Origin of the sequence: Dyella halodurans (assembly GCF_026283925.1) — a bacterium.
GTDB lineage: Bacteria > Pseudomonadota > Gammaproteobacteria > Xanthomonadales > Rhodanobacteraceae > Dyella > Dyella halodurans.
On the sequence record NZ_JAPDPF010000001.1, the window covers coordinates 331365 to 355556 of the forward strand.

Below are 24192 nucleotides of genomic sequence, written 5' to 3' on the forward strand. Positions count from 1 at the left end.
CAAAGCGTTACGTGGCCGCAGTGAGGGGCGCATGAGACTTCAAGATCACATCGATTTCACCACCCTGCAGTGGGTCAAGCCAGAGCTCGACGAGACGCTGGCGCTCGCCCGCGAGGCGTTGGAGTCCTACGTCGACAACCCGAGCGACCGGGCTGCCATGCGTTCATGTGCCGACAGCCTGCATCAGGTGCAAGGCACGCTGCGTATGGTCGAGCTCTACGGCGCCGCGATGGTTGCCGAGGAGATGGAGACACTGACCATCTCGCTGCTTGAAGACCATGTCGCCGACCGCGAGGACGCCTATGCGGCCCTGATGCGTGGCCTCATGCAGCTGCCGGACTATCTCGAGCGTTTGTCTGGCGGCCACCGTGACGTACCAGTGGTACTGCTGCCGCTGCTCAATGACCTGCGCTCCAGTCGCGGTCAGCAGGCGCTGCACGAATCGGCACTGTTCACGCCCAACCTCGACGTCGTGCTGCCGCACCAGGCGCCGGCCCCGGCTCACGACCTCGCCACCGAGCGTCAGCGCAGCGAAGTCGCGGCCCTGCGCCTGCGCTTCCAGCAGCAGTTGTTGACCTGGTTCCGCGGGCAGGGCAATGACCAGCAGTTGACCGGCATGATCCAGACCCTGGATGCCATCACGGCGCGCTGCCATAGCGTGCCGGGGCGTCGCCTGTGGTGGATCGCGGCCGGTGTTCTTGAGGGCGTGCAGCAGGGCGTGCTCAAGAACCAGGCGAGCGACGTACGCCAACTGATCGGCAAGGTCGATCGCAGCATTCGCCAGCTGGTGGAGCATGGTGAAGTCAGCCTGCGCGGCGGTGATGCGGATGAATTGGCGCGCAAACTGCTGTACGTGACTGGCCAGATCAAGCCGGGCAGTCCGCGCATGGAGTTGTTGCGCCAGACTTATTCGCTCGATGCCCTGCTGCCCGAGGCGAGCGAGGTGGAGCACGCTCGCGGCTCCATGTCCGGCCACAACCGTGCCTTGCTCGATTCCGTGGCGCGTGCGCTGAAGGACGACTTGCTGCGGGTGAAGGAGTCGCTGGATCTGTTCCTGCGCCAGACCGACGCGGATCCCGCGCAGCTGGCCAGCCAGACCGAAGTGCTGGACCGCGTGGGTGACACCCTGGGCATGCTGGCCCTGGCCGTGCCGCGACGCGTGGTCAATGAGCAGCGTCGCGTGCTGGACGAAATCGCCAACCGCGTACGCGCGCCCGACGAAGAGCTGTTGCTCGATGTCGCCGGCGCGCTGCTCTATGTGGAAGCGTCGCTCGACGATCACATCGAAAGCCTCGGCGCCGAAGAAGAAAGTGCGCCTGAGGGCGCCACGGCGATGCTGCCGCGCAGTGAGGCGCGCCATATTCTGGCGACCTTGATGCACGAGGCCACCGCCAATACCGGCAAGGTGAAGGAAGCGATCGTCGCTTACGTCGAGTCAGGCTGGCAGTCCAGGCAGCTGGCCGACGTGGGCGCGCTGATGGAGGAAGTGGCGGGAGCCATGCGCATGCTGTCTGCGCCACGTCCCGCCGAACTGGCCGAAGGCATCGGCCGTTTCGTCGGCAACGAGTTGCTGGCCGATCGGCGCGTGCCCAGCACGGCGCAGATGGACCATCTCGCCGACGCACTAGCCGCACTGGAGTATTACCTCGAGGCCGCGCGCGAGCATCGCGGCGGCCTGGAACACATCCTCGACGTCGCCGAACACAGTCTGGGCACGCTGGGCTATTGGCCGCCGCCGGCCGCGCGCGCGGTGGTGCTGGATGAACTGGATGAGGCGCCGGAGCACGTCGCCAAGGCGGCCGATGCCGCGCTTGCAGCAGCGCTGGCCAATCAGCCGGAGCTCTCGGAAACCGTCAGCCTCGCCCATGGCGATGACCTGTCGGGGCTGATCATCGGCCGCAGTGAAACGCCGCCGGCGCTGGAACACGAAATCACCGGAATGCGCCTGGCGGACACCGAACATCTTGGTCCGCAGGAAGTCGTGCAGGGCGGCGATGACGAATGGATCGAGATCGAGGAAGAGATCTTCGAGCAGGTGCCGGTAGCCGGTGCGTCGCAGGCTGAAGCGGGCTTTCAGTCCAGTACGGCGGGCATCGACGACGACATCCGCGACATCTTCCTGGAGGAGATGCAGGAAGAAATCGACAGCCTGCATGCCGCACGCCAGACGTGGCTGGCCGATACGGCGCAGCTGGATGCACTCACGCCGATCCGCCGCTCCTTCCATACCTTGAAGGGTTCCGGCCGACTGGTCGGCGCCACCATGCTGGGTGAGTTCGCCTGGAAGGTGGAAAACATGCTCAATCGTGTGCTGGATCATTCGATCCCGGCCAACGAGGGCGTGCAGGAAGTGGTGAGCAGCGCCATCGATGCCTTGCCGCAATTGCGCCTTGCGCTGTTGGGCGAAGGGGCGCCGACGGCACCGATCAACGCCATCATGGAGATCGCCGAGCGGCTTGCCGCCGGCCAGCAGGAAGCGCGCCTCGCCGACATCGCCCCTGCCGCCACGGAGAGCGTGCGCCGCGTCGTGCGCCGCCGTGTGCCGCGTGTTGATGTCGCCGCCGTGCCGACCGCCAGCCTTGCCGATGTCGAGACCGCACCGAGCACGCCGATCGAGCACTTCGCGGACACGATCGAAGCCCCGGTCATGCCGCCGATCGATCCGGTGTTGCTGGAGATCCTGCGCAGCGAAGTCGCGCAGTACCTCGCGGCCATCCGCACGACGATCAACCGCGTCGACGGCGAACTCCGCGTCGACGACAGCCTGCTGCGTGCCGTGCATACCCTGCACGGTGCCATCGCGATGGTCGACATCCCGTTGCTGACCCAGCTGCTGTCGCCGCTGGAAAGCCTGCTCAAGCGCTTGCGCGCCGCAGGCCGGCCGCTGTCGGCCGAGGGCGTGCACCTGCTGGGCCGCAGCGCCGATGCCGTCGATCAGGTGATGGGGCAGTTCGATGCGCCGTCGCCGCAGTTGCCGAATATCGATGCACTGATCCAGCGCATTGCCGAGTTGCGTGACAGCCAGCCGGAGCCCCAGGTTGCCCACGTGCTGTTCGAGCCGCACGCCGACGATCTGGTCGAGACGGACGGACCGGCCAACGATGGCGAGCGCGAAGACCTGCTCGCCGCCTCGCTGGACGAGGCGTTGTCCGGCGTGTCGGGAACGGCAGGCCATGCCCATGCCGTCGCTGCGGATGAGTCCTCGAGCGATGCGTATGCCGACGAATTGATGGCCGCCCTCGGCGAGTTCGATCTTGATGCTCATCTGCCCCTCGCCGAGCACGCGACGCCCACGACGGCAATCATCGCTGACGCGACGTCACTCGTCTCTGCCGACGAGGACGATTTCGCCAAGGCCTACGCGGACTTGCTGGACGAGGCGGCTGCGGACGAAGCGCCGAGCATCGACCAGGCCGGTGATGCTCACGTCTCGCTGACTTCGGCTGACGAGATGGCGCTGGCGTTCGAGCTCGAAGACGCGCCGGTTGGCGCTGCCACGATCGAGACGGCCGAAGCGGTCGGTCTCGACGATGTGGTGGCCGCAGAAGACGTTGCGCCGCTGGACGACGTCACCGCCCAGGTGGCCGCGCCGGCACCCATCGACGAAACGCCGATCGAGCCCATCCAGGCATGGGTCGACGCCGTCGAGACGCCGGAAATCATCAGCTCGCCTGTGAACGAGCAGGAGCCCGTCGCCGAGGTAGAGCATCTCCACGCTGCTCCGGCGGAGGAGGCCGAAGCTTCCGGCGACAACCTGCTCGTGCCCAGCCAGATCGATCCCGACCTGCTGGAAATCTTCATCGAGGAAGCGCGCGAGCTGCTCGATCATTCGGACGGCGTCCTCGCCGAGTGGCGCGCGGAGCCCAGCACGATCGAGCATGTGGCCGAACTGCAACGCGACCTGCACACCCTCAAGGGCGGCGCGCGTATTGCCGGGCTGGTACCGGTGGGCGATCTCACCCACGCCATCGAAACGGCGCTGGAGAAACCGCTGCACGCCGAGTCGGCTCATATCGGTGACCTGATCGCGGCCCTGGAAGCGGGCTTCGACCAGCTGCATCAAATCGTTCAGCGCGTCTCGCAGGGCCATTCGGTCGCCTACCCGCAAGCCATGATCGATCGTTTCGTGGCCATGGCTGGCGGCGCGAGCGGCGAAGCAGCGACGGCCGCGGCGGTTGCCATCGAGCCCGCGGCGGTCGAGCAGAGCAGCGCGACGGTGTTGCCATTCCCCGATCGCACGAAGCTGCCCGAACTGTTGCCCGAAGAGCGCGAAGAGACTGCCAGTACGCCGCAGGAACAGATCCGCGTACGCGCCGAACTGCTCGATACGCTGGTCAATCACGCCGGCGAGGTGGCGATCTACCGTTCGCGCCTGGAACAGCAGGTGGCGGGCTATCGCTTCAACCTGGTGGAGCTCGACCAGACCGTGCAGCGCTTGCGCAGCCAGCTGCGCATGCTCGAGATCGAAACGGAAGCGCAGATCATCGCGCGTTTCCAACGCGAGCATCGTGAAGGCGGTTTGTCGGTCTTCGATCCGCTCGAACTCGATCGTTTCTCGCAGTTGCAGCAGTACTCGCGCGCACTGGCCGAGTCGGTGTCCGACCTTGTGTCCATCCAGGGCATGCTCGACGACCTGACGCGCCAGGCCGAGACGCTGCTGATCCAGCAGTCGCGCGTCAGCTCCGAGCTGCAGGACGGCTTGCTGCGCACGCGCATGCTGCCGTTCGACACGATGGTGCCCAACCTCCGCCGCACGCTGCGTCAGGCAGCCCAGGAAGAGGGCAAGAGCGCGCAGCTCTATGTGGAAGGCGCACATGGCGAAATGGATCGCAACCTGCTCGACCGCATCAAGGCGCCGTTCGAGCACATGTTGCGCAACGCCGTGGCCCACGGCCTCGAGTCGCCGGCCGAACGGCGCAAGGCAGGCAAGCCGGCCGAAGGCGCCGTGCGCATCCGCGTGGCGCGTGAGGCGACCGAAGTGGTCGTGCGCGTCAGCGACGACGGCCGCGGCCTGGATCGCGACGCGATTCGCAAGCGTGGCGTCGAGCGTGGCCTGGTGCGTGCCGACGCCAAGCTCAGTGACGATCAGCTGCTGGCGCTTATCACGCAGCCTGGCTTCTCCACCGCAAGCAAGATCACCCAGCTGGCCGGCCGCGGCGTGGGCATGGACGTGGTGGCGAACGAGATCAAGCAGCTCGGCGGTTCGCTGTCGATCGAATCGAAGGCGGGCGAAGGCTCCACCTTCGTGCTGCGCCTCCCGTTCACCCTGGCCGTCACGCAAGCGATCCTGGTGCGCATTGGCGAATCCAACTTCGCCATCCCGATGACCTCGGTGCAGGGCGTGGCGCGCATCAGTCCTGCCGAACTCACGGAGCGCCTGGCCGAAGCGGAGCCGTCGTTCCCGTATGCGGGAGACGACTACAGCATCCACGACCTGTCCGAACTGCTTGGCATCGTGAGCGGTTACACCGGCGACGAAGAGCAGTTGCCGTTGCTGTTGACCCGCTCTGGCGACCTGCGCGCCGCCATTCGCATCGACGCCGTGATCGGCTCGCGCGAAATCGTGGTGAAGTCGGTGGGCCCGCAGATCAGCTCGGTCCCTGGCATCCTCGGCGCCACCATCATGGGCGACGGCTCGGTGTTGATCATTCTTGATCTCGCACCGCTGGTCCGTCATGGCGTGGCACGCCGCCAGCAGCGCCTGGAAGAGGGGCTCAGCGCGGTGCAGGCGCCGGTGGTGGAAGAGGAGCGCGTGCGTCCGCTGGTGATGGTGGTGGATGACTCGATCACCATGCGCAAGGTCACCAGCCGCGTGCTGGAGCGCCACGAATACGAAGTCAGCACGGCCAAGGACGGTGTCGACGCCATCGAGCGCCTGCACGAGCGCGTGCCGGACCTGATGCTGCTCGACATCGAGATGCCGCGCATGGACGGTTACGAGCTGGCCACGCACATGAAGGCCGATCCGCGTTTCCGCGATGTGCCGATCATCATGATCACCTCGCGTACCGGCGACAAACATCGCCAGCGCGCCTTCGACATTGGCGTGGACCGCTACCTCGGCAAGCCATATCAAGAGGCCGAACTGCTGATGCAGATTGGTGAAGTGCTCGAGCAGCGGACTACGGAGTCGTTCAATGCCTGAATCGGCCACCGCAGTCGCCTTGCTGTTCGATGACCGGGAACTGGGCAGTCAGTTGCGCGATGCGCTGCATGAGCGTGGGGCCCGGATCGTCCACGAAGGGGCGCTTTCCACGCTCAGTCGCGCGATGCTGGACAACACCGGCGCCGAAGTCCTGGTGGTGAACCTGGATGACGACGCCGAACAAGACCTCGATCGGCTTTATGACGTGATCGACGGCGATCGGCCGCGTGTCGTGTTCAACGACGCGCAAGCGAGTCGCGCGCTGGATGGTTGGGACCGTGCCCGTTGGGCCCGCCACCTCGCCGTGAAGGTCCTGGCGCAGGGTGATCTCGACCCACCGCGCCCACCGGATGCGCCAGTCGTGCACGCGGTAGCGGAAAGTGCCCACGTGGCGTTGGGCGACGAGGCCCCGTGCGTATCCGGGGCGACGCCCATGTTCTCTGCGGGCGATGCCACGGACTCTCCCGTCGAGACGGCTACGCCGGCGTATTCCCATGAACCGGTGGCGATGGCGAGCAGCAATGCGGCTGCCGTGTCCGAGAGCCTGGCGGCCGAGCTCGAGGCGTTGCTGGCGGCCGACGATGGCACGACCGAGGCCGAGGAATTTGGCGCGGGACTGAAATTCACCGCGGAGGATGAGCTTCCCCCGCTGCATGACGGGCATTTCGGCGTCGACGCCTTGATGACCCAGGGCCCGGCACCGGTCGAGTCCGAGCCGGTGGCGAAAGAGGCCGCCGTCGTGGCAATGCCGTCCTTCCAGCTCGATCACTTGACCCTTGCGCCACTGGACGACTCGTTTGTGCCGCCGGTCGTCACGGTGACGGCCGCAGCCACCGAAACAGCCCGCGAGCCGCTCATGACAGCGGCCTCGAGCTGGGCCTTGGTGGAGGATGAGCCGGCGATCGAGCAGGCACCTCCCCAGCCGTCGGAATTTGGTATCGAAAAGCTCAGCGCTGCTGATTTCCTGGCGCCGGAAGGGGGCAGCCATGAAGAGTCGACCATCGAGCTTGGCCTGAGCCTGGAATTGGTATCGATGGAAGAAGCCATTGCGCCCAAGGCTTACGAGGGCGGCCATGAAATGCTGCTCTCCGACCTCGATACGGCGATTGGCCGCATGCTGGTACTTGGCGCGGCATCCGACAGTACCGAAGCCGTGTGCACCTTCCTGTCACTGCTGCCGTCCGACCTGCGCATGACCGTGCTGCATGTGCAGCACCTGGATGGCAAGTCGGCGGACGACCAGGCTGAGCTGTTGGCCGCGCGCAGCCGGTTGCCCGTACGCGTGGCGGCGCATGGCGGGCGTGCGCGCACGGGCGAAGTGCTGGTCGTGCCGGCGGACCAGCAGGCGCGCGTGTATCGCGACGGTCGCATTGAGCTGCAGCCACTGGACGCACACGCCGTGCAGAGCTCCTTGATCGATGCCAGCTTCACGATGGTGGCCAATGTGTTCGGCCGCAATGCGCAAGCGATTGTATTTGCCGGCCAGGCGAACGATGCCGTGGGCGGCTGTCAGGCCATTCATGACCGTGGTGGTCGGGTCTGGGTGGAAGCGTCATCCGAAGGGCATTTCGCCGATATGGTGCACGGTATCGAAGCCGAGCGCCTTAACAGCTATTCCGGCACGCCCGCTGACCTGGCGGCGCGCCTGATCGAGGAGATGTCCATGGAGAACCGGCGATGAGTGAGCTACCGCTACCTCGCGAAATCCGTTGTGTCCTAGTGCCTGTGGGCAACCTGCGTTTGCTGCTGCCCAATGCCACCGTGGCCGAAGTCATCACCTTGCCCGCTTCCGAGCCGGTCGAAGGTGCGCCGCCCTGGTTGCTGGGTCGTATTGCATGGCGTGGCTGGCGCGTGCCGCTGCTGTCGTTCACCAAGCTCGCCGGAGTGAGCGAGGGTGATACCGAGCAGGCCGTGCGCGTGGCCGTGCTCAAGGCCCTGGGCGGTCATGCCGACCTGCCGTTCGTGGCGGTCATCACGCAAGGCTTTCCGCGCCTGACGACGCTCAATGCCGAGCTGATCATCCCTACGCACGATGGCGCGCCATTGCCGCCAGGAGTGCGGGCGCAGGTGCTGGTCCGTGACGACGTCGCCGTCATCCCGGATCTTGAAGGCATTGAAGCCGAACTGATCGATCTGCTCGCGCTAGCGAGCTGATCATTGGCGCTGCAGGGCGACTACAGGTCGCCGTGTAGCGCCTGCAAGGCTGCCAAGGCGGCAAGCCCGGCAGTCTCCGTGCGCAGGATGCGCGGGCCCAGGCGCAGGCCATGGAAGCCCGCCTCGGTCAGCGACGCGACATCGCGACCACCTAAACCACCTTCCGGCCCCACCACCAGCACGCCGCCGGTCGGCGTGAAGCGGAGCGCGCCTGCTTGCTGGGTGCCCTCAGGCAGCAGGGCAAGATGCAGCGCGCCATCGTCGGGGAGTCCCCGCAGCCAGGCGCCGAGCGCGATCGCCGGCGCCACCTCAGGCACGCGGGCGCGACCCGATTGTTCGCAGGCACTGGCGGCCACGGCGCGCCAATGCGCCAGGCGCTTTTCCGCGCGGGCCGCGTCCAGCTTTACTTCCGAGCGTTCGGTTAGCAGCGGCACGATGCGGGCGACGCCCAGTTCCGTGGCCTTCTGCACGATCAGGTCCATCTTCTCGCCGCGAGCCACCCCTTGCGCCAAGGTCAGCCGTAGCGGGGACTCGTTGTCCAGGGCACGCGAGGACTGTATCTGGACAGTCACTTCGCGCTTGCCGACGGTCAGGATTTCCGCGGGGTAGTCGCTGCCATCGCCGTTGAACAGCGTGATTCCATCACCAGCGGCCAGTCTCAACACGCGTGCAACATGTTCGCCAGCCTGCTCCGGCAGGGCCAGGTCACCGCCCACAGTCAACGGTTGATCCACATGTATGCGAATAGTGCGCATGAAACGTTTCGGTAGGAGGAAGTCGCCAGCATAACGGACCAGGGACTGGCTCAAGCGCCCTGCCAGGCGAAACCTGAACGGGTGCGAGGCGCTGGTGGCGCCGCCTTGTGTGGCTGGCCACGCAGGAGCAGCATGTACTTGATCGTCCCATACCTTTAAGGAGGTGGAGACCATGTTCCGAGCCACCCATGCTCTTATCAACCGTGTCCTTGTCGCCTCGCTGGTTGTCCTGGGTGCCGCCACGGCGGTTCATGCACAGGAGACGGCGTCACAGGCTGCCAACGCCGCCTCCATGCAGAGCGTTGCTGACACGCAGGGCAACGCGGCCACCCCGGCCGCCGCGCAGCGGCCGATACTCAAACCGGGCGACCGCAATTGCCTGCAGACCACGGGCAGCCTGATTCCGGCCAAACCCGGGACTTGCCTCACGTTGGCACCGGGCCGTAGTTACAGCAGGGACGATATCGATCGTACCGGCCAGCCCACCTTAGGGCCGGCGCTGCAGATGCTCGACCCGAGTATCACGGTGCGAGGACACTGACGCGGGCCCATGCCGTGGCGAGGCGCTCAGCCCGCCACGGCGATATCAATCCCGCGCATCGCCACGTCGACCAGGTGGTCGAGTTCCTGCGTCGTCACCACGTAGGGCGGCATGAAGTAGATGATGTCGCCAAGTGGGCGCAGCAGGGCGCCATGCTCCAGACCGTGTAGATACACACGCAAGCCGCGTCGTTCGCCGGGCGTGAATGGGCGTCGGGCGGCTTTGTCTGCCACCAATTCGACGGCAGCGATCATGCCGGTCTGGCGCACGTCCGCTACATGCGGGTGATCCCTCAATGGGGCCAGCCTGGCGGCCAGATGGACCGCCAGCTCGCGGTTGCGCGCCAGCACAGGTTCGTCATGGAAGATGTTCAGAGTTTCCAGCGCCACGCGGCAGGCCAGCGGGTTGCCGGTATAGCTGTGTGAATGCAGGAAGGCCTTGCCGGCGCTGTATTCGGCGTAGAACGCTTCATAGACTGCCGCGGTGGTGAGTACCGCCGACAACGGCAGGAAACCGCCGGTGAGGCCCTTGGACAGGCACATGAAATCAGGCGTTACCTGCGCCTGCTCGCAAGCGAACAGGGTGCCGGTGCGACCAAAGCCGACGGCGATTTCGTCCGCAATGAAATGCACCTTGAACTCGTCGCACAGCGCGCGCAGGCCGGTCAGGTAGTCGGGGTGATACATGCGCATGCCGCCCGCGCATTGCACCAGCGGTTCGACGATGACCGCACAGACCTCGTGCGCGTGTCGCTCAAGCAGCTGCCGGAGCTCGCCGAGCCGCCGCCGGGCCACTTCGGCAGCGCTTTCTCCGGGTTCGGCCTCGTAGGCATCCGGTGACGGCGCGAGGATGGGTGTCAGCAGCAACGGCGCATAGGTCTTGCGATACAGCGCCACGTCGCTGACCGACAGCGCGCCCAGCGTTTCTCCGTGGTAGCTCCCAGTCAGCGCGATAAAGCGTGTCTTCTCGCCATGGCCCTGATTGAGCCAATAGTGGAAGCTCATTTTCAGCGCCACTTCGATCGCTGCCGAGCCATTATCGGCATAGAACACGCGTTCCAGGCCCGGTGGGGTCACGCGCACCAAGGCCTCGGCCAGCGCCACGGCAGGCTCATGCGTGAAGCCGGCGAAGATCACGTGTTCCAGCGTGCGCGCCTGGTCGGCGAGCGCAGCGGCGAGCCGCGGGTTGGCGTGGCCGAAGATATTGGTCCACCACGAACTGATGCCGTCCAGATAGCGGCGGCCGTCGGTGCCGATCAGCCAGGCGCCGTCACCGCGGGCGATGGGCACCATGGGTACCGTTTCGTGATCGTGCATCTGGGTACAGGGATGCCACAGGTGGCTCAGGTCGCGGCGCACCAGGGCGTCGACAGCGGGGGACGTGTTCATCCGGCTATGATCGGGGTTTGGAGCGTACCTACTCAAGTCTTGCAAGCACTGCGGGAGTCGGTTTGAAGCGTTGGCGAGCTGCATTGATCGGCCTGATGGCCGTGGCCTTGATCGGTTTTGGACTGCTGTGGTTCCTGCCCGCCAGTTGGGCCTTGCCCGTGCTCGCCACGCGGCTGCCCGGCGTGCGGCTGCAACAGGTCAGCGGCCTGCTCTGGGATGGGCGGGCGGGACAGGTGCTTTCCGCCAAGGGCGAGGACCTCGGTCAAGTGGACTGGCAACTGTCCCGGCGCGCCTTGCTGGGTGACACTCGCTTACAGCTGAATCTTCACGGTACGCGGCTGGATTTCTCCGGACGCATGGAAGGGCAAGGCGTCGGCGAGGCGACCTGGATGGACGTCCATTTGCGAGCCGACATGGGGCTGTTCGGTCCGATCATCGCGTTGCCGATGGGACAGCCGCGCGGTGTGGTGCGGCTCGCGGCAAGCCGCGTGCAGCTACATGGCGGCTGGCCGCAGGAACTGGATGGCAAGCTGCGCTGGGACGAGGCAAGCTTGCTGACGCCGCGTAACGGCAACCTCTCGCTTGGCAATCTGCTGATCAGCGTGCAGGGCAGCGGCGGTGTGCTGGCCGGGCGCGTGCAGGACGATGGCAGCGGTCCACTGCGCATCGATGGCGAGTATCAGCTCAGTCCGTTGGCCCGCCGCTTTTCGGCGACCGCAGCAGCACGCGGCCCGAATCCCGCACTGCAGCGGTGGTTGAACGGGCTGGGTCCCACCGACGCCGGTGGCAAGACGCATATCAATTACAGTGGCGGTCTCGCGGCCGCCATACCGGAGGGGGCACGATGAGTGGATTGAATCTGTCGCAGGCACTGGACGCCGCGCGCGAGGCCGCGCAGGCCGCCGCTGAGGTCTTGCGGCATTACTGGAAACGCGGCGTCGAGGTTGAGCTGAAGAGTGATGACACCCCGGTGACCGTGGCCGATCGCGAGGCCGAGCTGGCGATCCGCAAGGTGTTGCAGCAAGCCTTGCCCGAGGCGGCTGTCTACGGCGAGGAGTTCGGTCGTGACGACGGCGTCCATGAGCTGCTCTGGATGGTCGATCCGCTCGATGGCACCAAGAGTTTCGTGCGGCGCACGCCGTTTTTTTCCACCCAGATCGCGCTGATGCACCACGGCGAACTGGTGCTCGGTGTGTCCAGCGCCCCGATCTATGGCGAGACCATGTGGGCCAGCAAGGGCGCCGGCAGCTGGTTCGAAGGCGAACGCGTGCGGGTCGCTGCCACGACGGAGTTGGCGCAGGCGTCCATTTCCACCGGCAACGTGAAGTCGCTCACCGCCGATGCGCGCTGGGCCGAGTTGGGTGCCTTGATTCGCGACAGCAACCGCATTCGCGGCTATGGCGATTTCTGCCACTACCACCTGCTGGCGCGTGGTGGGCTGGACCTGGTGCTGGAGTCGGACGTGAGCATCCTCGACGTCGCCGCCCTGGCGGTGATCGTGCGCGAGGCGGGCGGCGTCTTCACGGACCTGGATGGCCAGGCGTTGACACTGGATTCACGCAGCGTGCTCGCCGGTACGCCTGCGCTCCATCAACTAGCACTGGCGCGCTTGCGCCAGGCGCTCAAGCGATAGAATGGCCCGATGCGCAAGCCTCCGATCATCCATGCCACCCGGGACGTGCACGACAGCAGTTTCCTGCACGTCGAGCAGCTCGATCTTGAGTTCTCCAACGGCGAGCGTCGAGTCTATGAGCGCTTGAAGGGTGGCGGCCTGGGTGCCGTCATCATCGTGCCGATGCTGGATGATGAAACCGTCTTGCTGGTGCGCGAGTACGGCGCGGGCGTGGGACGCTATGAATTGAGCCTTCCGAAAGGGCGCCTCGATCGCGACGAAACCGCCGAGCAGGGCGCCGATCGTGAGCTGAAGGAAGAAATCGGCTTTGGCGCACGCAAGTTGAAGATCCTGCACAACCTGTCGCTGTCGCCTTCCTACATGACGCATATGGCGCACGTGGTACTGGCGCAGGATCTTTATCCGGAGCGCCTGGAAGGCGACGAGCCGGAAGAACTCGAAGTGGTGCCGTGGAAACTGGCGGACCTGCACATCTTGATAGCACGAGACGATGTCACGGAAGGGCGCTCCATCGCCGCCCTGTTCATGGCTCGCGAATACCTTGCAGGCCGATTCCAACCGACATGAGCCACCCCCCTTCTTCTGCCCTCCTGCAGCAGGTTTCGGCAATCGCCCGCGATGCCGCCGAAGCGATCCTGCAGGTCTACCGCAATGACTTCGAAGTGCATCGCAAGGACGATCAATCACCGGTGACGGCGGCTGACCTCGCTGCGCAGCAGGTCATCATGGCGGGCCTGGCCCGGCTCGACCCGGCGCTCCCGGTGATCTCGGAAGAGGCCCGCACCCTGCCGTGGCTGCAGCGACGCGAGTGGCGTCGCTACTGGCTCGTCGATCCGCTCGATGGCACGCGCGAGTTCATCAAGCGCAACGGCGAGTTCACCGTCAACATTGCCCTGATCGACGATCATCAACCTGTGCTTGGCGTAGTACTGGCACCGGTGACCGGCGAGCTGTATGCCGCCGCGCGCGGGCAGGGCGCCTGGATGCAGGGCGATGCGCATGCGGCCTGGCGACGCATCGGTACGCGTGCCATGGCGCAGCCGCCGACCGTGGCGGGCAGTCGTTCGCATGGCGGTGCGGGCGCCGCGTTGTTGCCGCAGCTGATCGGGGATGACTACAGCTCCATGCCGCTGGGATCGTCGTTGAAGTTCTGCCTCGTGGCGCGTGGCGCGGCGGACGTCTATCTACGCCGTGGGGCGACCAGCGAATGGGACACGGCGGCCGCGCAGGCCGTGCTCGAGGAGGCGGGCGGCGCCGTGCTCGACCTCGGCGGCGAGCCGCTGCGCTACAACCGTGGCGATTCGCTGATCAACCCCGAGTTCATCGCCGTCGGTGACGCCTCCATCGACTGGAAGGCACGCCTGCTGGCCGCGGACCTGGAAGCCTCATGAGCGGGGACCCGCGCCACAGCCTCGATGACCTGCTCGCCATCATGGCCCGTCTGCGCGATCCGCAGCGTGGCTGCCCGTGGGACGTGCAGCAGAGTTTCGCCACCATCGCGCCGTACACCATCGAAGAGGCCTACGAGGTCGCCGACGCCATCGACCGCAAGGACTGGCACGATCTGCGAGATGAGCTGGGCGACCTGCTGCTGCAGGTGGTCTTCCACGCCCAGATGGCCAAGGAGGCCGGGCTGTTCGATTTCGCCGATGTCGCGCATGCCATCAGCGACAAGATGGTGCGCCGCCATCCGCATGTGTTCGGCGATGAAAATTACGCGAACGTCGAGGCGCAGACCCAGGCCTGGGATGCCATCAAGGCAGCCGAACGGGCGGCCAAGGGCGAGCAACACGATGACAGTGCGCTGGCCGGTGTCTCGCGCGGGCTGCCGGAATGGAAGCGTGCGCTGAAGCTGCAGGAGCGTGCCGCGCGCGTCGGCTTCGATTGGCCGGATGAGCAGCCCGTCATCGACAAGCTGCTCGAAGAGGTCGAAGAGGTCCGCGCTGAATTCGCCGACGGGCGCGATGTCCGGCGCTTGCAGGACGAGATCGGCGACGTCTTGTTTGTGATGGTGAATCTGGCGCGGCATGCCCGCGTCGATTTTTCGCAGGCCATGCGGCATGCCAATGCGAAGTTCGAACGACGTTTTCGCAGCATGGAGCAGTTGGCGCTCGAGCAGGGGCGATCGCTGGCGCAGCAGGATCTGGCGGAACAGGAAGCGCTCTGGCAGCAGGCCAAGCGAGACGAGGTTGCGGGCTAAGCGCCAGCCTTTTCGAGGTCTTTGGTCAACCCACTCTCCTTCTCCCCTGTGGGTGACCTGAAGGTAGTCCCTGTGGGAAGGAAGGCTGGGACGAGGGGTGGGTGCTCGCGATGACGCTAAAACCAAGCGATATCGCCAGCGTGCCGCTTACGCAGCGGGCGTTTCGACTGCCTGCCGGCAGCCGAGTCACTTTTCTTTGCTGGCCCAAAGAAAAGTAACCCAAAGGAATGGCCTCTAGAGCTGGTAGCACTCCGTTGGATAGAAGCGTTGGAAGGTCTGGGCGAGCAAATGGCTGCCGGCCCACGGCCGCTACACAGCGGCTACACAGCAACGCGCCAACGCGGTGAGGACTTAAGGCAGGCCTGGCCGACGGTCGAAACGCTTGCGGCATCCCGATGTTCTGAGGGCCACGACACCACCCACGCTTTAAGCCCTCTGCGCTATGGCGCGTTGCGGTGTAGCCACTGTGTAGCGGCCGTGGGCCGCCACCTATCTGGCTGGCCACGGCCGTCAGGCTCGTATCCCACGCAATGCTATGAGCTCTTGAGGCCATTTTCTTTGGGTTACTTTTCTTTTGGGCCAGCAAAAGAAAAGTGACTCGGCTGCCGGCAGGCAGTCGAAACGCCCGCTGCGTAAGCGGCACCCTTGCCGCCACGCTTAGTTGTCGCGTGATCGCGAGCACCCGCCCCTCATCCCAGCCTTCTCCCCGAAGGGGAGAAGGAGCAAGAAGCCCGGCGCTCGGGCGGGCGATCGAGACGCCCGCTGCATCCCACAGGGACTTCCTTCGGTCGTAAGCGGCACCCCGGCGATAACGCCCAGTTGTCGCGTCACGCGCTGGCGTCGGCGAGAAAAAAAGGAGGCACGGGTTCTGGGGTTCCCGTGCCTCAGGATGGGACGCGGCCGATCACGGCAGCGTCAGGTTCTTATTGTAGTTATGGCTTTGGCGCGGGCGCCGGACCTGGCTTGGCGGTGGCGTGACGTTCCTGCCATTCGCTGCGCATTTTTTCGAATTCGGCGCGCTGCTTCGCTGCGTTGGCCAGGTTTTCATCGAGGCTCTTGCGCAGCGTGGCGATGGCCTGGTCCGGGTTGCTCGGCGCCATCTGGGCGCGGGCCAGGTGGTGATAGACATAGGTGCGCACCACAGGATCCTGCGACTTGGCGAGTACGTCGTTGTACAACGCAGGCAGTTCCTTCGCGCGCCCCGTCATCATGTAGAGGCGTTCCAGTTCGTGCAGGTCGGAGATGACCGCCGAGCCGGGACCGCCAAAGCCAGGGCCACCAAAGCCGGGACCGTCAAAGTCGGGGCCGCCCCGGGAGCCGCGCGGGCCGTTGTCGCCCATCGACGGCCCTTTCGGCGGTGCCGGCGGGCGAGCCTTCTGCGCGGGGGCGGGCGGCGCGCTTGGCGCGGCGTCCTGGGCGACGACGTAGGATGCGGAGCCCGCAATGAGCATGGCCAGGGCGGAAGCGAGCAGGGTCTTGCGCTGCATGGTGTCGAGTCTCCACGATGGGTTTTGATGACAAACGTGTCTTGGGCGTAAGCGGTTGACCATGACGGAAGTCATGGTGATCGCGCTTCAACCTTCTGCTCGCGCCGCACATCCCATAAGGGTCCGACTACGAGGAGTTCTACATGCGCCGACTTTTCCTTGCTGCCCTTCTCATCGCACCGCTGGCAGTACACGCCAACGACTGCAAATACGAGGCGCCGCGCAATCTTTCGCTGGACCTCAGTGGCATCCATTCGGTGCAGATCGATCTGCACAGCCACGACCTGCACCTCAGCGGCAGCGACAGCGCCAAGACGGGCGAGTTGACCGGGCGTGCCTGTGCGTCGGAGCCCAAGCTGCTGGAGGACCTGGTGGTGACCCAGCGACGCGAGGGTGACCGTCTGATCGTCGACATCGGCGGCGGCAAGAGCCACGTGATGATCAGCCTGTTCGGAAGCTCTTATCGAAACCTCGACGTGAACCTGCAATTGCCGGCGCAAATGCCCGTCGTGCTCAACGTGGGTTCGGGCGATGCATGGGTGACGGGACTGCAGCGCCTGGAGAGCCAGGTGGGTTCGGGCGATCTGCATGTCAGCAAGATCAGTGGTCCTTTCAGCACCAGCGTGGGGTCGGGCGATGTGGACGCGCGCGATATCGGCAGTCTCGACCTGGGCGCGATGGGCTCGGGTGACCTGAAGGCCGAAGGCATCAAGGGTGATGCGCGCGTGGGCGCTGTCGGTTCAGGCGATGTGGTCCTGTCCGGGGTGGGCGGCAATGTGCGGGCCGAAACCCTAGGCTCGGGCGACCTGAAGGTCAGGGACGTGCATGGCGATTTCAGTCTTGGCGCCAAAGGCAGTGGCGACGTGATCCACAGCGGCGTACAGGGCAAGGTCAGCGTGCCGCGCGAAGACTGACGGGGCGCTCAACCCAGCCAGCGGTACGCCAGATAGACCAGGGGTGCGCATACCAGCAGAAAAGGTATCGATACCTGGTGGAACAGCCGTCCACCATGCGGCTGTTTCGCCAGGCGCAAGGCGATCAGGTTGGCCATCGAGCCCATCGCCAGTCCAAAGCCACCCACATTCACCGCCACGGCCAGCGCTGCCGCATCCGGCGCGTGGCCAAGCAGCAAAACCGTGGCCGGCACGTTGCTGATCAGCTGCGAGGCGACGATGCCGCTTGCGTATAGCGTCAGCGGGTTATCCAGATTCAGGCCATCCAGCGCGTGGCGCACCATGCCCAGCTCGGCAAAATGACCCAGGCCGAGAAAGATCGCGGCGAAGGTGACCAGCAGCAGCCAGTCCACGCGCGCCAGCGTGCTGCGCTCCAGCAGTGCAAAGGGAACCAGCAGAAGCACTGCGCCAAGCACGGCATGGCCGTGTTCCATCATCAACACCATGCTGATGAGTGCGCCGACGGAAAGCACCGCCTGTGACGTGGAGACGGCGTGCCCATCGACCTGGTCGGCGTGCAGCTCCACCCGCCCTCGTGGCATCCACGCCAGCGCGAGTAGGGCGACCAGGACGAACATGATGACGAACGCGGGCAGCATGGCCTGGCTGAATTGCAGAAAGCTGAGCTGGCCGAACTGCCAGAGCAGGAGATTCTGCGGGTTGCCGATCGGGCTGAGGGTCGAGCCGGCATTCACTGCCAGTGCTTCCAATACCACCGTGCGCATCACCGGCAGGTTGGAGATGCGACCGATCGCCAGCGTCAGCGGCACGATCAGGAACAAGCTGACATCGTTGGTGAGCACCATCGACAGCAGCGCCGTGGTACTCACCAGCAGCAAGGCCAACCCGCGCAGCGAATGCGCCCGTTCCACCAGGACCGCGGCGGCGTGCTGCACCAGGCCGCTGTCGCGGATGCCCTGGATGCAGATCAGCAGGCCCAGCAGGCCGCCCAAGGTGGGGAGTTGCAGCCAACGATGATAGTCGGCGAAAGGGCGCGGATCGGCGACAGCCAGCACCAGCGCCAACAGCGCAAAGCTGAGTAGCAGGCGCTCCTGGGCAAGGCGCTTGATGCCGCGTTGCAGCGCGCTCATGCCGACGTGGTCCGCCGAGGAGAGCATGTCATGTGGGAGATTCCCTGCAGTGGATCATCAGTCGAGCAGATGCTCAGCTCTCCCGCAACAAGCGCATGGGCGATGTATGGCTGACGCGCCGCGTGCCAGCGAGTCCCAGCAGCATCACCACGATGGCCGCCGCGAGTGCGGCGAGCAGCAGTGAGCCCAGTGGCGGCACGAAGTTGTCGATGTGGAAGATCGCGTGTCCAAGCCATAGCCCGGTGCCGGCGGCGCCGAAGGCGGCGGTAAGCCCTGCCACCAGGCCAAGCAGGGCAAACTCGCAGGCCGCGGCGGCGCGCAATTGCGAGCGACGGGCACCCAGCGTGCGCAGCAGGGCCGCTTCATGGCGACGTTCCTGCGCGCTGGCCGCGAGTGCGGCCGCAAGCACCAGCGCGCCCGCGAGCAGGCTGAAGCCGAGCACCCAGCGCACGGCGCCGCTGACCTGGTTGACGATCTCGCGTACGCGATCGAGCATCGCGTCCACGTCGATCAGGCTGAGGTTGCTGAAGTCGCGCGACAGCTGCGCCAAGGCCTCGGCATGGCCGCGCGCCAGGTAGAAACTGGCGATCCAGGTGTGCGGCAAGCTGTTGGCGTGGGCAGGATCGAGCACCAGAAAGAAGTTGACGCGGAACGAACTCCAGTCGACCTGGCGGATGCTGCCCACCTTCGCGTCCAGATTGTCTTCGCCTACGTTGAAGCTCATGGTGTCGCCGACCTTCAGCGCAAACATGTCGCGCCACATGGTGTCGATCGACACTTCGGCCTGGGCGGGATGCTCGCCCGCCCAGCGGCCAGCCACCACCCGATTGCTGGGTGGCAAGTCGCCGGCCCACGACAGGCGCAGCTGGCGATCGGCCCATTCCTTGGCGCGCTCGTCCTTGAACTTGAGCTGGTCGATCGGCCGGCCGTTGATGGCCGTGAGCTTGCCCACCGCCAGCGGCGCCATATTAAGCTTTTGTCCACCCATCTGCGCCAACGCCTGCTCGAAGTCGGGACGCTGGTCGTCCTGCAGATTGAGCACGAACCAGTTCGGCGTATCGGCCGGCAGCTCGCGGCGCCAGCCTTCCAGCAAGGCGGGGGCGACGACGGCCAGCAGGAGCAGGGCCACCAGGCCGAGACTCAGGGCCGTGGCTTGCAGCAGGCTCATGCCGCGGCGGCGCGCCAGCGCGGCCAGGCCAAGCCGCAGGGCGGGGTGCGCGCCCGGCGCAACGCGTCGTGCGATCCACAGCAGCAGGGCCGAAAGCAGGGCCGCGACCACGGCCACGCCAAGCAGGCTGACCGCGAGAACCCCTGCCAGCTTGGCCGAGCCGCTCTGGCTCCAGATCAGCAACAAGGCCACCAAGGCGGGTACCAGGTAGAGCGCATCGAAGCGTCGCACGCGCCGTGCGGCGCTTTCTCGAAAAACCGCGACCGGCGGCACCTCGGCCAATCGCGTGAGCGGCGGCAGGGCGAAGCCGGCCAGCACGGCGAGTCCGATCACGGCAGCGGCGCACGCAGGCCCGATCGGCATCGAGGTCGGCACCGTTGTGAACATCTGGCTGGCAAAGCTCCAGGTGATTTGCGCCAGTCCGAGAGCGATCAAGGCGCCGAGCAGCACCGCCGGCACGGCGAGCAGGCCCAGCGTGCCAACCAGCAAGCCCAGTACCTGGCGACGTGGCGTGCCCAGTGCGCGCAATAGCGCCACTTCGTTGGTCTTGCGGCGCGCGTAGCGCTGCGCGGCGAGCGCTATGGCTACACCTGCCAACAGGGCCGAGAGCAATGCGGTCAGCCGCAGGAAGGCGCTGGCGCGATCGAAGGCGCTGCGCATGCGCTCCTGGGTTTGTTCGGGCGTGATCAGCTGGGCGCCCTGGGGCATGTGCTGCGCTTGCACCCAGTCGCGCCAGTCCCGCACGGCGGAGGGCTGGCCGGCGACCAGTACGCGGTGCCGTGCGCGACTGCCCACGCCAAGCAGGCCGGCCTGTTCGGCGTCGCTGACATTCATCAACGCGCGGGGCGCCAGCGCCACCAGTTCGCCACCATCAGGCTGGCGTACCAGCTCGGCCTCGACGCGCAACTCACGGCCACCCAGTTGCACGGCGTCGCCGAGCTTGAGGTTCAGCTGGACCAGCGCGCGATGATCCAGATAGACCGCACCGGGCGGCGGTCCGTGGCCGCTGCTGCTGCGCCCATGGGCATCGAGCAACTCCAGTGTGCCGCGCAGAGGGTAGGCACCGTCGGTAGCCTGCACATCCAGCAGCTGGCTTTGCCCATGGGCAAAGGCCACGCTGGGAAAGCCCGCGCCGGTGGTGACGGCGAGCCCGCGCCGGGTCGCCTGGGCGGCGTAGTCGGCGGGCAAGGCCTGCGGGGAACTGATGCCCAGGTCGCCGCCAATCAGCTCGGCCGCGCTGGCCAGCACGCCGCGTTCCATCCGCGTCGCCAGGGTGGCGACCACGCCCAGCGCCACCACGGCCAGCACCAGGGAGGCGCCGAGCGTGCGCAGCTCAGGCAAGTGCCATTCGCGACGAAGGCTGCGCAGTGACAAGGCGAGCAGCTTCATGGGCGCACACCCGTTGCGTGGGCAAGGCTGATCATGGCGTCACCGCCGCCGAAGAACGCGAGGGCGTGACGACACGGCCGTTGTCCAGCTCCACCTGACGGGTGCAGCGCGCCGCGAGTCTGGGGTCATGCGTCACCAGGATCAGGGTGGTGCGGTGATCGTGATTGAGCGCGAACATCAGGTCGCTGACATGGTGCCCGGTGCGCTGGTCCAGGTTGCCCGTGGGTTCGTCCGCAAACAGCAGGCGCGGGCCATGCACGAACGCACGTGCAATCGCCACGCGCTGCTGCTCGCCACCGGAGAGCTGGGCCGGATAGTGCCGCCGCCGCGGGGTCAGCTCGACCGCCTCGAGCGCTTCGCGGGCACGGGCGCGGGCGTCGTCGCGGCCTTCCAGCTCCAGCGGCAACATCACGTTTTCCTCGGCGGTGAGGGCCGGCAGCAGGTGGAACGACTGGAAGACGAAGCCCACCATGCGTCGGCGCAGGTCGGCACGGGCTTCCTCGTCGAGCAGTTCGAGGGCGTGGCCGTTCAGCGCGATATGTCCGCTGGTGGGCGTGTCGAGGCCGGCGAGCAGGCCGAGCAAGGTGGTCTTGCCGGAGCCGGAGGCGCCGACGATGGCGAAGCTTTCACCTTCACGCACCTGAAGCGAGACTCCCGTGAGGATGTCCAGGCGCCCCTCGGGGCCCTGTACCGACTTGCTAACATCGACCACGTCCAGAAGGACATCTTTGGTGAAAGCGGAGGCATTGCCACTCATGCGTCGTTTCCTTTGCTGGCCAGCTTTCCTGGGGCGGGCTTTGTGTGCCCTCGTACTGCTGGGTGCCGTCGGCACCGTTGATGCGGCCCCGCCGAAAACCGTGCTGGTGTTGGGCGACTCGCTGTCGGCCGCGCACAACATCCCGGTCGAGTCCGGCTGGGTACATTTGCTGGGCGACCGTCTAACCAAGATGGAGCCGAGCTGGGCCGTGGTCAATGCCAGCATCAGTGGCAAAACTTCGCTGAGCGGGCGGGATCGCCTGCCGGGGCTGCTCGAGAAGGTCCACCCGGCTGTGCTGGTGATCGAGCTGGGCGCCAACGACGGCTTGCGGGGCCTGCCGCTGGCGGCCTTGCGCGACAATCTTGCCGCGATGATCGACAGCGCCCAGCAGTCCGGCGCGAAGGTTCTGTTGCTGGGTATCGAGCTGCCGGTGAACTATGGGCCGCAATATCGCGACGGCCTGCGCGATGTCTATGCCGACCTGTCCAGGGACAAAAAGGTCGCCCTGGTGCCCTTTCTGCTCGAGGGCGTGGCCACCCGGCCCGAGTTGATGCAGGAGGACGGCCTGCACCCGGTGGCCTCGGCCCAGCCGAAAATACTGGACAACGTGTGGAAGGAGTTGGAACCTCTCTTGCACTAGACGTGCACACCATCACAACAAATGCTGAGGCCAGGTCGTGAATTTCACGTGGCCCTCACGATGCGAATCGTTAGCTGTTCACCTTTGTGAAGTCTGCTTCAGGAGGTAAGGATGAGCTCACGCGACGAACAATCCGGATTGATTCTGCTGGTGGAAGACAACCGCCAGATCGCGGAAATGGTCGGCGAGTTTCTCGAGCGCCGCGGCTACTCGGTGGACTATGCCGCCGATGGTGTCAGCGGGCTGCATCTGGCCGTCTCCAACAGCTACGACGTGGTCGTGCTCGACTTGATGTTGCCGGGTCTGGACGGCCTGGACGTGTGCCGCAAGCTGCGTCGTGATGCCAAGAAATCCACGCCGGTATTGATGCTTACCGCCCGCGACACGCTGGAAGACAAGCTGGTGGGGCTGGAGGCCGGCGCGGACGACTATCTGGTCAAGCCGTTCGAGGTGCGCGAGCTGGAAGCACGGCTGCGTGCACTGATTCGCCGTGATCGTCGCCAGGTGTCCACGGAAATCCTCACCGTTGGCGACATGACGCTCGACACGGCGACGCTGCGCCTGGTGCGCGGTGGACATGAACTCACCGTCTCGCCGATTGGACTGAAGCTGTTGGCAATACTCATGCGCGAATCGCCGCGGGTGGTCAGCCGGCGCGACATCGAGCGGGAAATCTGGGGCGATACCTTGCCCGATTCGGACACCCTGCGCTCGCACCTGTATAACCTGCGCCGGGTGATCGACAAGCCCTTCGAACGCCCTCTGCTGCACACTATCCATTCCGCCGGTTATCGCCTTGCCGATCTTGAATCGGAGGTGGCTTCTGCCTCGCAGCCGGCATGATACCGCCCGTATGAGTTAGCCATGGTTAGCAGGGACCGTTCGCAGCCCGCGGGGGTGTTTCACCGCGGCCTGTTCTATCGTCGCTTGGCGATTATCTTTGGCCTGCAATGGCTGGCCATCGTGATCGTGTGCCTGATGGGCATCTATGACGTGGCGCCAGCGAGCGCCGTGTTGGTGCTGATCGTCATCATCAGTTCGCTGGCATGGTTGGCCGCCCGTCGCCAATGGGCACCGGTAAGTCGCCTGGCGCAGGCCGTGAGCGACTGGGACGAACAATCGCCCGACCTCGGCAGCTGGCAAGCCGATCAACTGCCGGAACGCACGGACGCCGATGTGGCGACCTTGGCAAGCAGTCTGTATGGCTTCGCCAACCGCATTGCTGGCTACAACCAGCGCGAGCGCAACTTTACCCGCGATGCCAGCCATGAGCTGCGCAGCCCGCTCACGGTGATCAAGATGTCCGCCGACATGCTGGCCGATGACCCCATGTTGGGCGAGTTCGGGCAGCGCTCGGTGCAACGCATCAAGCGCTCAACGCGCGAGATGGAGGCGCTGGTCGAGGCCTTGCTGATCCTCGCGCGCGAATCCGACAACGGTCTTACCGAAGAGGACTTCGTGGTCAACGACGTGCTGCGCGACGAACTGCCCGATGTGCTGGAAATGCTGGAAGGGCGGCCCATCACGCTGGAGCTGGAAGAACCGGCGCGATTCGCCCTGCATGGTTCGCCGCGCGTGTTTGCCGTGCTGTGCTGGCAGTTGATCCGAAACGCCTGTCAGCAGGCGGAGGGCGGCACGGTGGTCGTCACCGTGATGCCGGGCGTGGTGACGGTGACGCACCGGGGCGAGGCGCCCGCGCCGACCTCGGCGGATCGCCACGGCTTCGAGCTGGCGATCGCGCAGCGCATCAGCGAGCGCTTCCACTGGCCATTGGAGCTGCAGACGCGCGAAGGTCGTCGACACATCGCGCGCATCCGTTTTCCTGAATCATCGCCGGTGACCTAGTCGGCCGGGCAGGCCCGCCCCATGGTGAGGCGGGCGCAGCGATCAT

19 protein-coding genes are annotated in these 24192 nt (G+C 65.8%); 13 read left to right on the top strand and 6 right to left on the bottom strand.

The window, feature by feature from the left end; translation table 11 throughout:
- Positions 1–31: 31 nt before the first annotated feature.
- From OUZ49_RS01475 to OUZ49_RS01485, 3 genes are read left to right on the top strand one after another with little or no spacing between them, the layout of a single operon-like run.
- On the top strand, positions 32–6145 hold the full coding sequence (locus tag OUZ49_RS01475; protein WP_266148137.1) for an Hpt domain-containing protein: 6114 nt from the start codon (positions 32–34) through the stop codon (positions 6143–6145).
- On the top strand, positions 6138–7826 hold the full coding sequence (locus tag OUZ49_RS01480; protein WP_266148138.1) for a chemotaxis protein CheB: 1689 nt from the start codon (positions 6138–6140) through the stop codon (positions 7824–7826). Before OUZ49_RS01475 ends, OUZ49_RS01480 begins: the two co-directional genes overlap by 8 nt.
- Entirely contained in the window at positions 7823–8299 is a 477-nt protein-coding gene (locus OUZ49_RS01485; RefSeq protein ID WP_266148139.1) for a chemotaxis protein CheW, read from the top strand. Before OUZ49_RS01480 ends, OUZ49_RS01485 begins: the two co-directional genes overlap by 4 nt.
- Before the next feature lie 20 nt (positions 8300–8319).
- Here OUZ49_RS01485 and OUZ49_RS01490 read toward each other — a convergent pair whose 3' ends face one another.
- Positions 8320–9054: a 16S rRNA (uracil(1498)-N(3))-methyltransferase gene (locus OUZ49_RS01490; RefSeq protein WP_266148143.1), complete on the bottom strand. Its 735-nt coding sequence runs from the start codon at positions 9052–9054 to the stop codon at positions 8320–8322.
- 172 nt (positions 9055–9226) lie between these two features.
- Between OUZ49_RS01490 and OUZ49_RS01495 the strand changes: the two genes are divergently transcribed.
- The gene (locus OUZ49_RS01495; protein WP_266148144.1) at positions 9227–9595 is read left to right on the top strand and encodes a hypothetical protein; all 369 of its coding nucleotides are present in this window, start codon (positions 9227–9229) and stop codon (positions 9593–9595) included.
- Between the two features lie 26 nt (positions 9596–9621).
- Here OUZ49_RS01495 and OUZ49_RS01500 read toward each other — a convergent pair whose 3' ends face one another.
- Positions 9622–10983 carry an adenosylmethionine--8-amino-7-oxononanoate transaminase gene (locus tag OUZ49_RS01500; protein WP_266148145.1) on the bottom strand — a complete coding sequence of 454 codons (1362 nt, stop codon included), beginning with the start codon at positions 10981–10983 and terminating at the stop codon, positions 9622–9624.
- A 62-nt stretch (positions 10984–11045) separates the two neighbouring features.
- Between OUZ49_RS01500 and gspN the strand changes: the two genes are divergently transcribed.
- Genes gspN through mazG form a run of 5 tightly spaced genes read left to right on the top strand, consistent with a single transcriptional unit; the run spans position 11046 to position 14816 of the window.
- Positions 11046–11831 carry a type II secretion system protein N gene (gene gspN, locus OUZ49_RS01505; protein ID WP_266148147.1) on the top strand — a complete coding sequence of 262 codons (786 nt, stop codon included), beginning with the start codon at positions 11046–11048 and terminating at the stop codon, positions 11829–11831.
- A complete protein-coding gene (locus OUZ49_RS01510) occupies positions 11828–12616 on the top strand; it encodes an inositol monophosphatase family protein (RefSeq protein WP_266148148.1) in 789 nt (262 codons plus the stop codon). The genes gspN and OUZ49_RS01510 overlap by 4 nt, the downstream gene beginning before the upstream one ends.
- Positions 12617–12625: 9 nt before the next feature.
- Positions 12626–13183 carry an ADP compounds hydrolase NudE gene (gene nudE / locus OUZ49_RS01515; RefSeq protein WP_266148149.1) on the top strand — a complete coding sequence of 186 codons (558 nt, stop codon included), beginning with the start codon at positions 12626–12628 and terminating at the stop codon, positions 13181–13183.
- Positions 13180–14007, top strand: a complete 828-nt coding sequence (cysQ, locus tag OUZ49_RS01520) for a 3'(2'),5'-bisphosphate nucleotidase CysQ (RefSeq protein WP_266148151.1) — start codon at positions 13180–13182, stop codon at positions 14005–14007. Before nudE ends, cysQ begins: the two co-directional genes overlap by 4 nt.
- Entirely contained in the window at positions 14004–14816 is an 813-nt protein-coding gene (gene mazG / locus OUZ49_RS01525; protein ID WP_266148153.1) for a nucleoside triphosphate pyrophosphohydrolase, read from the top strand. Before cysQ ends, mazG begins: the two co-directional genes overlap by 4 nt.
- A gap of 932 nt (positions 14817–15748) precedes the next feature.
- Here the strand turns inward: mazG and OUZ49_RS01530 are convergent.
- On the bottom strand, positions 15749–16303 hold the full coding sequence (locus tag OUZ49_RS01530) for a hypothetical protein (protein WP_266148155.1): 555 nt from the start codon (positions 16301–16303) through the stop codon (positions 15749–15751).
- Positions 16304–16446: 143 nt separating this feature from the next.
- Here OUZ49_RS01530 and OUZ49_RS01535 point away from each other — a divergent pair, with 143 nt between their 5' ends.
- Positions 16447–17217: a DUF4097 family beta strand repeat-containing protein gene (locus OUZ49_RS01535; protein WP_266148156.1), complete on the top strand. Its 771-nt coding sequence runs from the start codon at positions 16447–16449 to the stop codon at positions 17215–17217.
- Positions 17218–17225: 8 nt separating this feature from the next.
- Here OUZ49_RS01535 and OUZ49_RS01540 read toward each other — a convergent pair whose 3' ends face one another.
- From OUZ49_RS01540 to OUZ49_RS01550, 3 genes are all read right to left on the bottom strand, one after another.
- A complete protein-coding gene (locus tag OUZ49_RS01540; protein ID WP_266148157.1) occupies positions 17226–18347 on the bottom strand; it encodes an SLC13 family permease in 1122 nt (373 codons plus the stop codon).
- 73 nt (positions 18348–18420) lie between these two features.
- Positions 18421–20904: an ABC transporter permease gene (locus OUZ49_RS01545; RefSeq protein ID WP_266148158.1), complete on the bottom strand. Its 2484-nt coding sequence runs from the start codon at positions 20902–20904 to the stop codon at positions 18421–18423.
- 31 nt (positions 20905–20935) lie between these two features.
- Positions 20936–21661, bottom strand: coding sequence for an ABC transporter ATP-binding protein (locus tag OUZ49_RS01550; RefSeq protein WP_266148159.1), 726 nt, complete (start codon positions 21659–21661; stop codon positions 20936–20938).
- On the opposite strand from OUZ49_RS01550, the gene OUZ49_RS01555 reads away from it, so the two are divergent.
- The 3 genes from OUZ49_RS01555 to OUZ49_RS01565 all read left to right on the top strand — a co-directional run bounded on the left by OUZ49_RS01555 (position 21660) and on the right by OUZ49_RS01565 (position 24146).
- Entirely contained in the window at positions 21660–22301 is a 642-nt protein-coding gene (locus tag OUZ49_RS01555) for an arylesterase (RefSeq protein WP_266148161.1), read from the top strand. The genes OUZ49_RS01550 and OUZ49_RS01555 overlap by 2 nt on opposite strands.
- A gap of 111 nt (positions 22302–22412) precedes the next feature.
- Entirely contained in the window at positions 22413–23144 is a 732-nt protein-coding gene (locus OUZ49_RS01560; protein WP_266148162.1) for a response regulator transcription factor, read from the top strand.
- Between the two features lie 21 nt (positions 23145–23165).
- Positions 23166–24146, top strand: a complete 981-nt coding sequence (locus OUZ49_RS01565; RefSeq protein ID WP_266148164.1) for a sensor histidine kinase — start codon at positions 23166–23168, stop codon at positions 24144–24146.
- The last annotated feature ends 46 nt before the right edge of the window (positions 24147–24192 follow it).

What these genes read in the sequence shown, in the direction of transcription:
- OUZ49_RS01495 (WP_266148144.1), top strand. Translation starts at nt 9,227, where the DNA reads ATGTTCCGAGCCACCCATGCTCTTATCAACCGTGTCCTTGTCGCCTCG.
- OUZ49_RS01550 (WP_266148159.1), bottom strand. Translation starts at nt 21,661, where the DNA reads ATGAGTGGCAATGCCTCCGCTTTCACCAAAGATGTCCTTCTGGACGTG.
- nudE (WP_266148149.1), top strand. Translation starts at nt 12,626, where the DNA reads ATGCGCAAGCCTCCGATCATCCATGCCACCCGGGACGTGCACGACAGC.
- OUZ49_RS01530 (WP_266148155.1), bottom strand. Translation starts at nt 16,303, where the DNA reads ATGCAGCGCAAGACCCTGCTCGCTTCCGCCCTGGCCATGCTCATTGCG.
- mazG (WP_266148153.1), top strand. Translation starts at nt 14,004, where the DNA reads ATGAGCGGGGACCCGCGCCACAGCCTCGATGACCTGCTCGCCATCATG.
- OUZ49_RS01535 (WP_266148156.1), top strand. Translation starts at nt 16,447, where the DNA reads ATGCGCCGACTTTTCCTTGCTGCCCTTCTCATCGCACCGCTGGCAGTA.
- OUZ49_RS01510 (WP_266148148.1), top strand. Translation starts at nt 11,828, where the DNA reads ATGAGTGGATTGAATCTGTCGCAGGCACTGGACGCCGCGCGCGAGGCC.
- OUZ49_RS01485 (WP_266148139.1), top strand. Translation starts at nt 7,823, where the DNA reads ATGAGTGAGCTACCGCTACCTCGCGAAATCCGTTGTGTCCTAGTGCCT.
- OUZ49_RS01480 (WP_266148138.1), top strand. Translation starts at nt 6,138, where the DNA reads ATGCCTGAATCGGCCACCGCAGTCGCCTTGCTGTTCGATGACCGGGAA.
- OUZ49_RS01500 (WP_266148145.1), bottom strand. Translation starts at nt 10,983, where the DNA reads ATGAACACGTCCCCCGCTGTCGACGCCCTGGTGCGCCGCGACCTGAGC.
- cysQ (WP_266148151.1), top strand. Translation starts at nt 13,180, where the DNA reads ATGAGCCACCCCCCTTCTTCTGCCCTCCTGCAGCAGGTTTCGGCAATC.
- OUZ49_RS01540 (WP_266148157.1), bottom strand. Translation starts at nt 18,347, where the DNA reads ATGAGCGCGCTGCAACGCGGCATCAAGCGCCTTGCCCAGGAGCGCCTG.
- OUZ49_RS01545 (WP_266148158.1), bottom strand. Translation starts at nt 20,904, where the DNA reads ATGAAGCTGCTCGCCTTGTCACTGCGCAGCCTTCGTCGCGAATGGCAC.
- OUZ49_RS01565 (WP_266148164.1), top strand. Translation starts at nt 23,166, where the DNA reads ATGGTTAGCAGGGACCGTTCGCAGCCCGCGGGGGTGTTTCACCGCGGC.
- OUZ49_RS01490 (WP_266148143.1), bottom strand. Translation starts at nt 9,054, where the DNA reads ATGCGCACTATTCGCATACATGTGGATCAACCGTTGACTGTGGGCGGT.
- OUZ49_RS01475 (WP_266148137.1), top strand. Translation starts at nt 32, where the DNA reads ATGAGACTTCAAGATCACATCGATTTCACCACCCTGCAGTGGGTCAAG.
- OUZ49_RS01560 (WP_266148162.1), top strand. Translation starts at nt 22,413, where the DNA reads ATGAGCTCACGCGACGAACAATCCGGATTGATTCTGCTGGTGGAAGAC.
- OUZ49_RS01555 (WP_266148161.1), top strand. Translation starts at nt 21,660, where the DNA reads ATGCGTCGTTTCCTTTGCTGGCCAGCTTTCCTGGGGCGGGCTTTGTGT.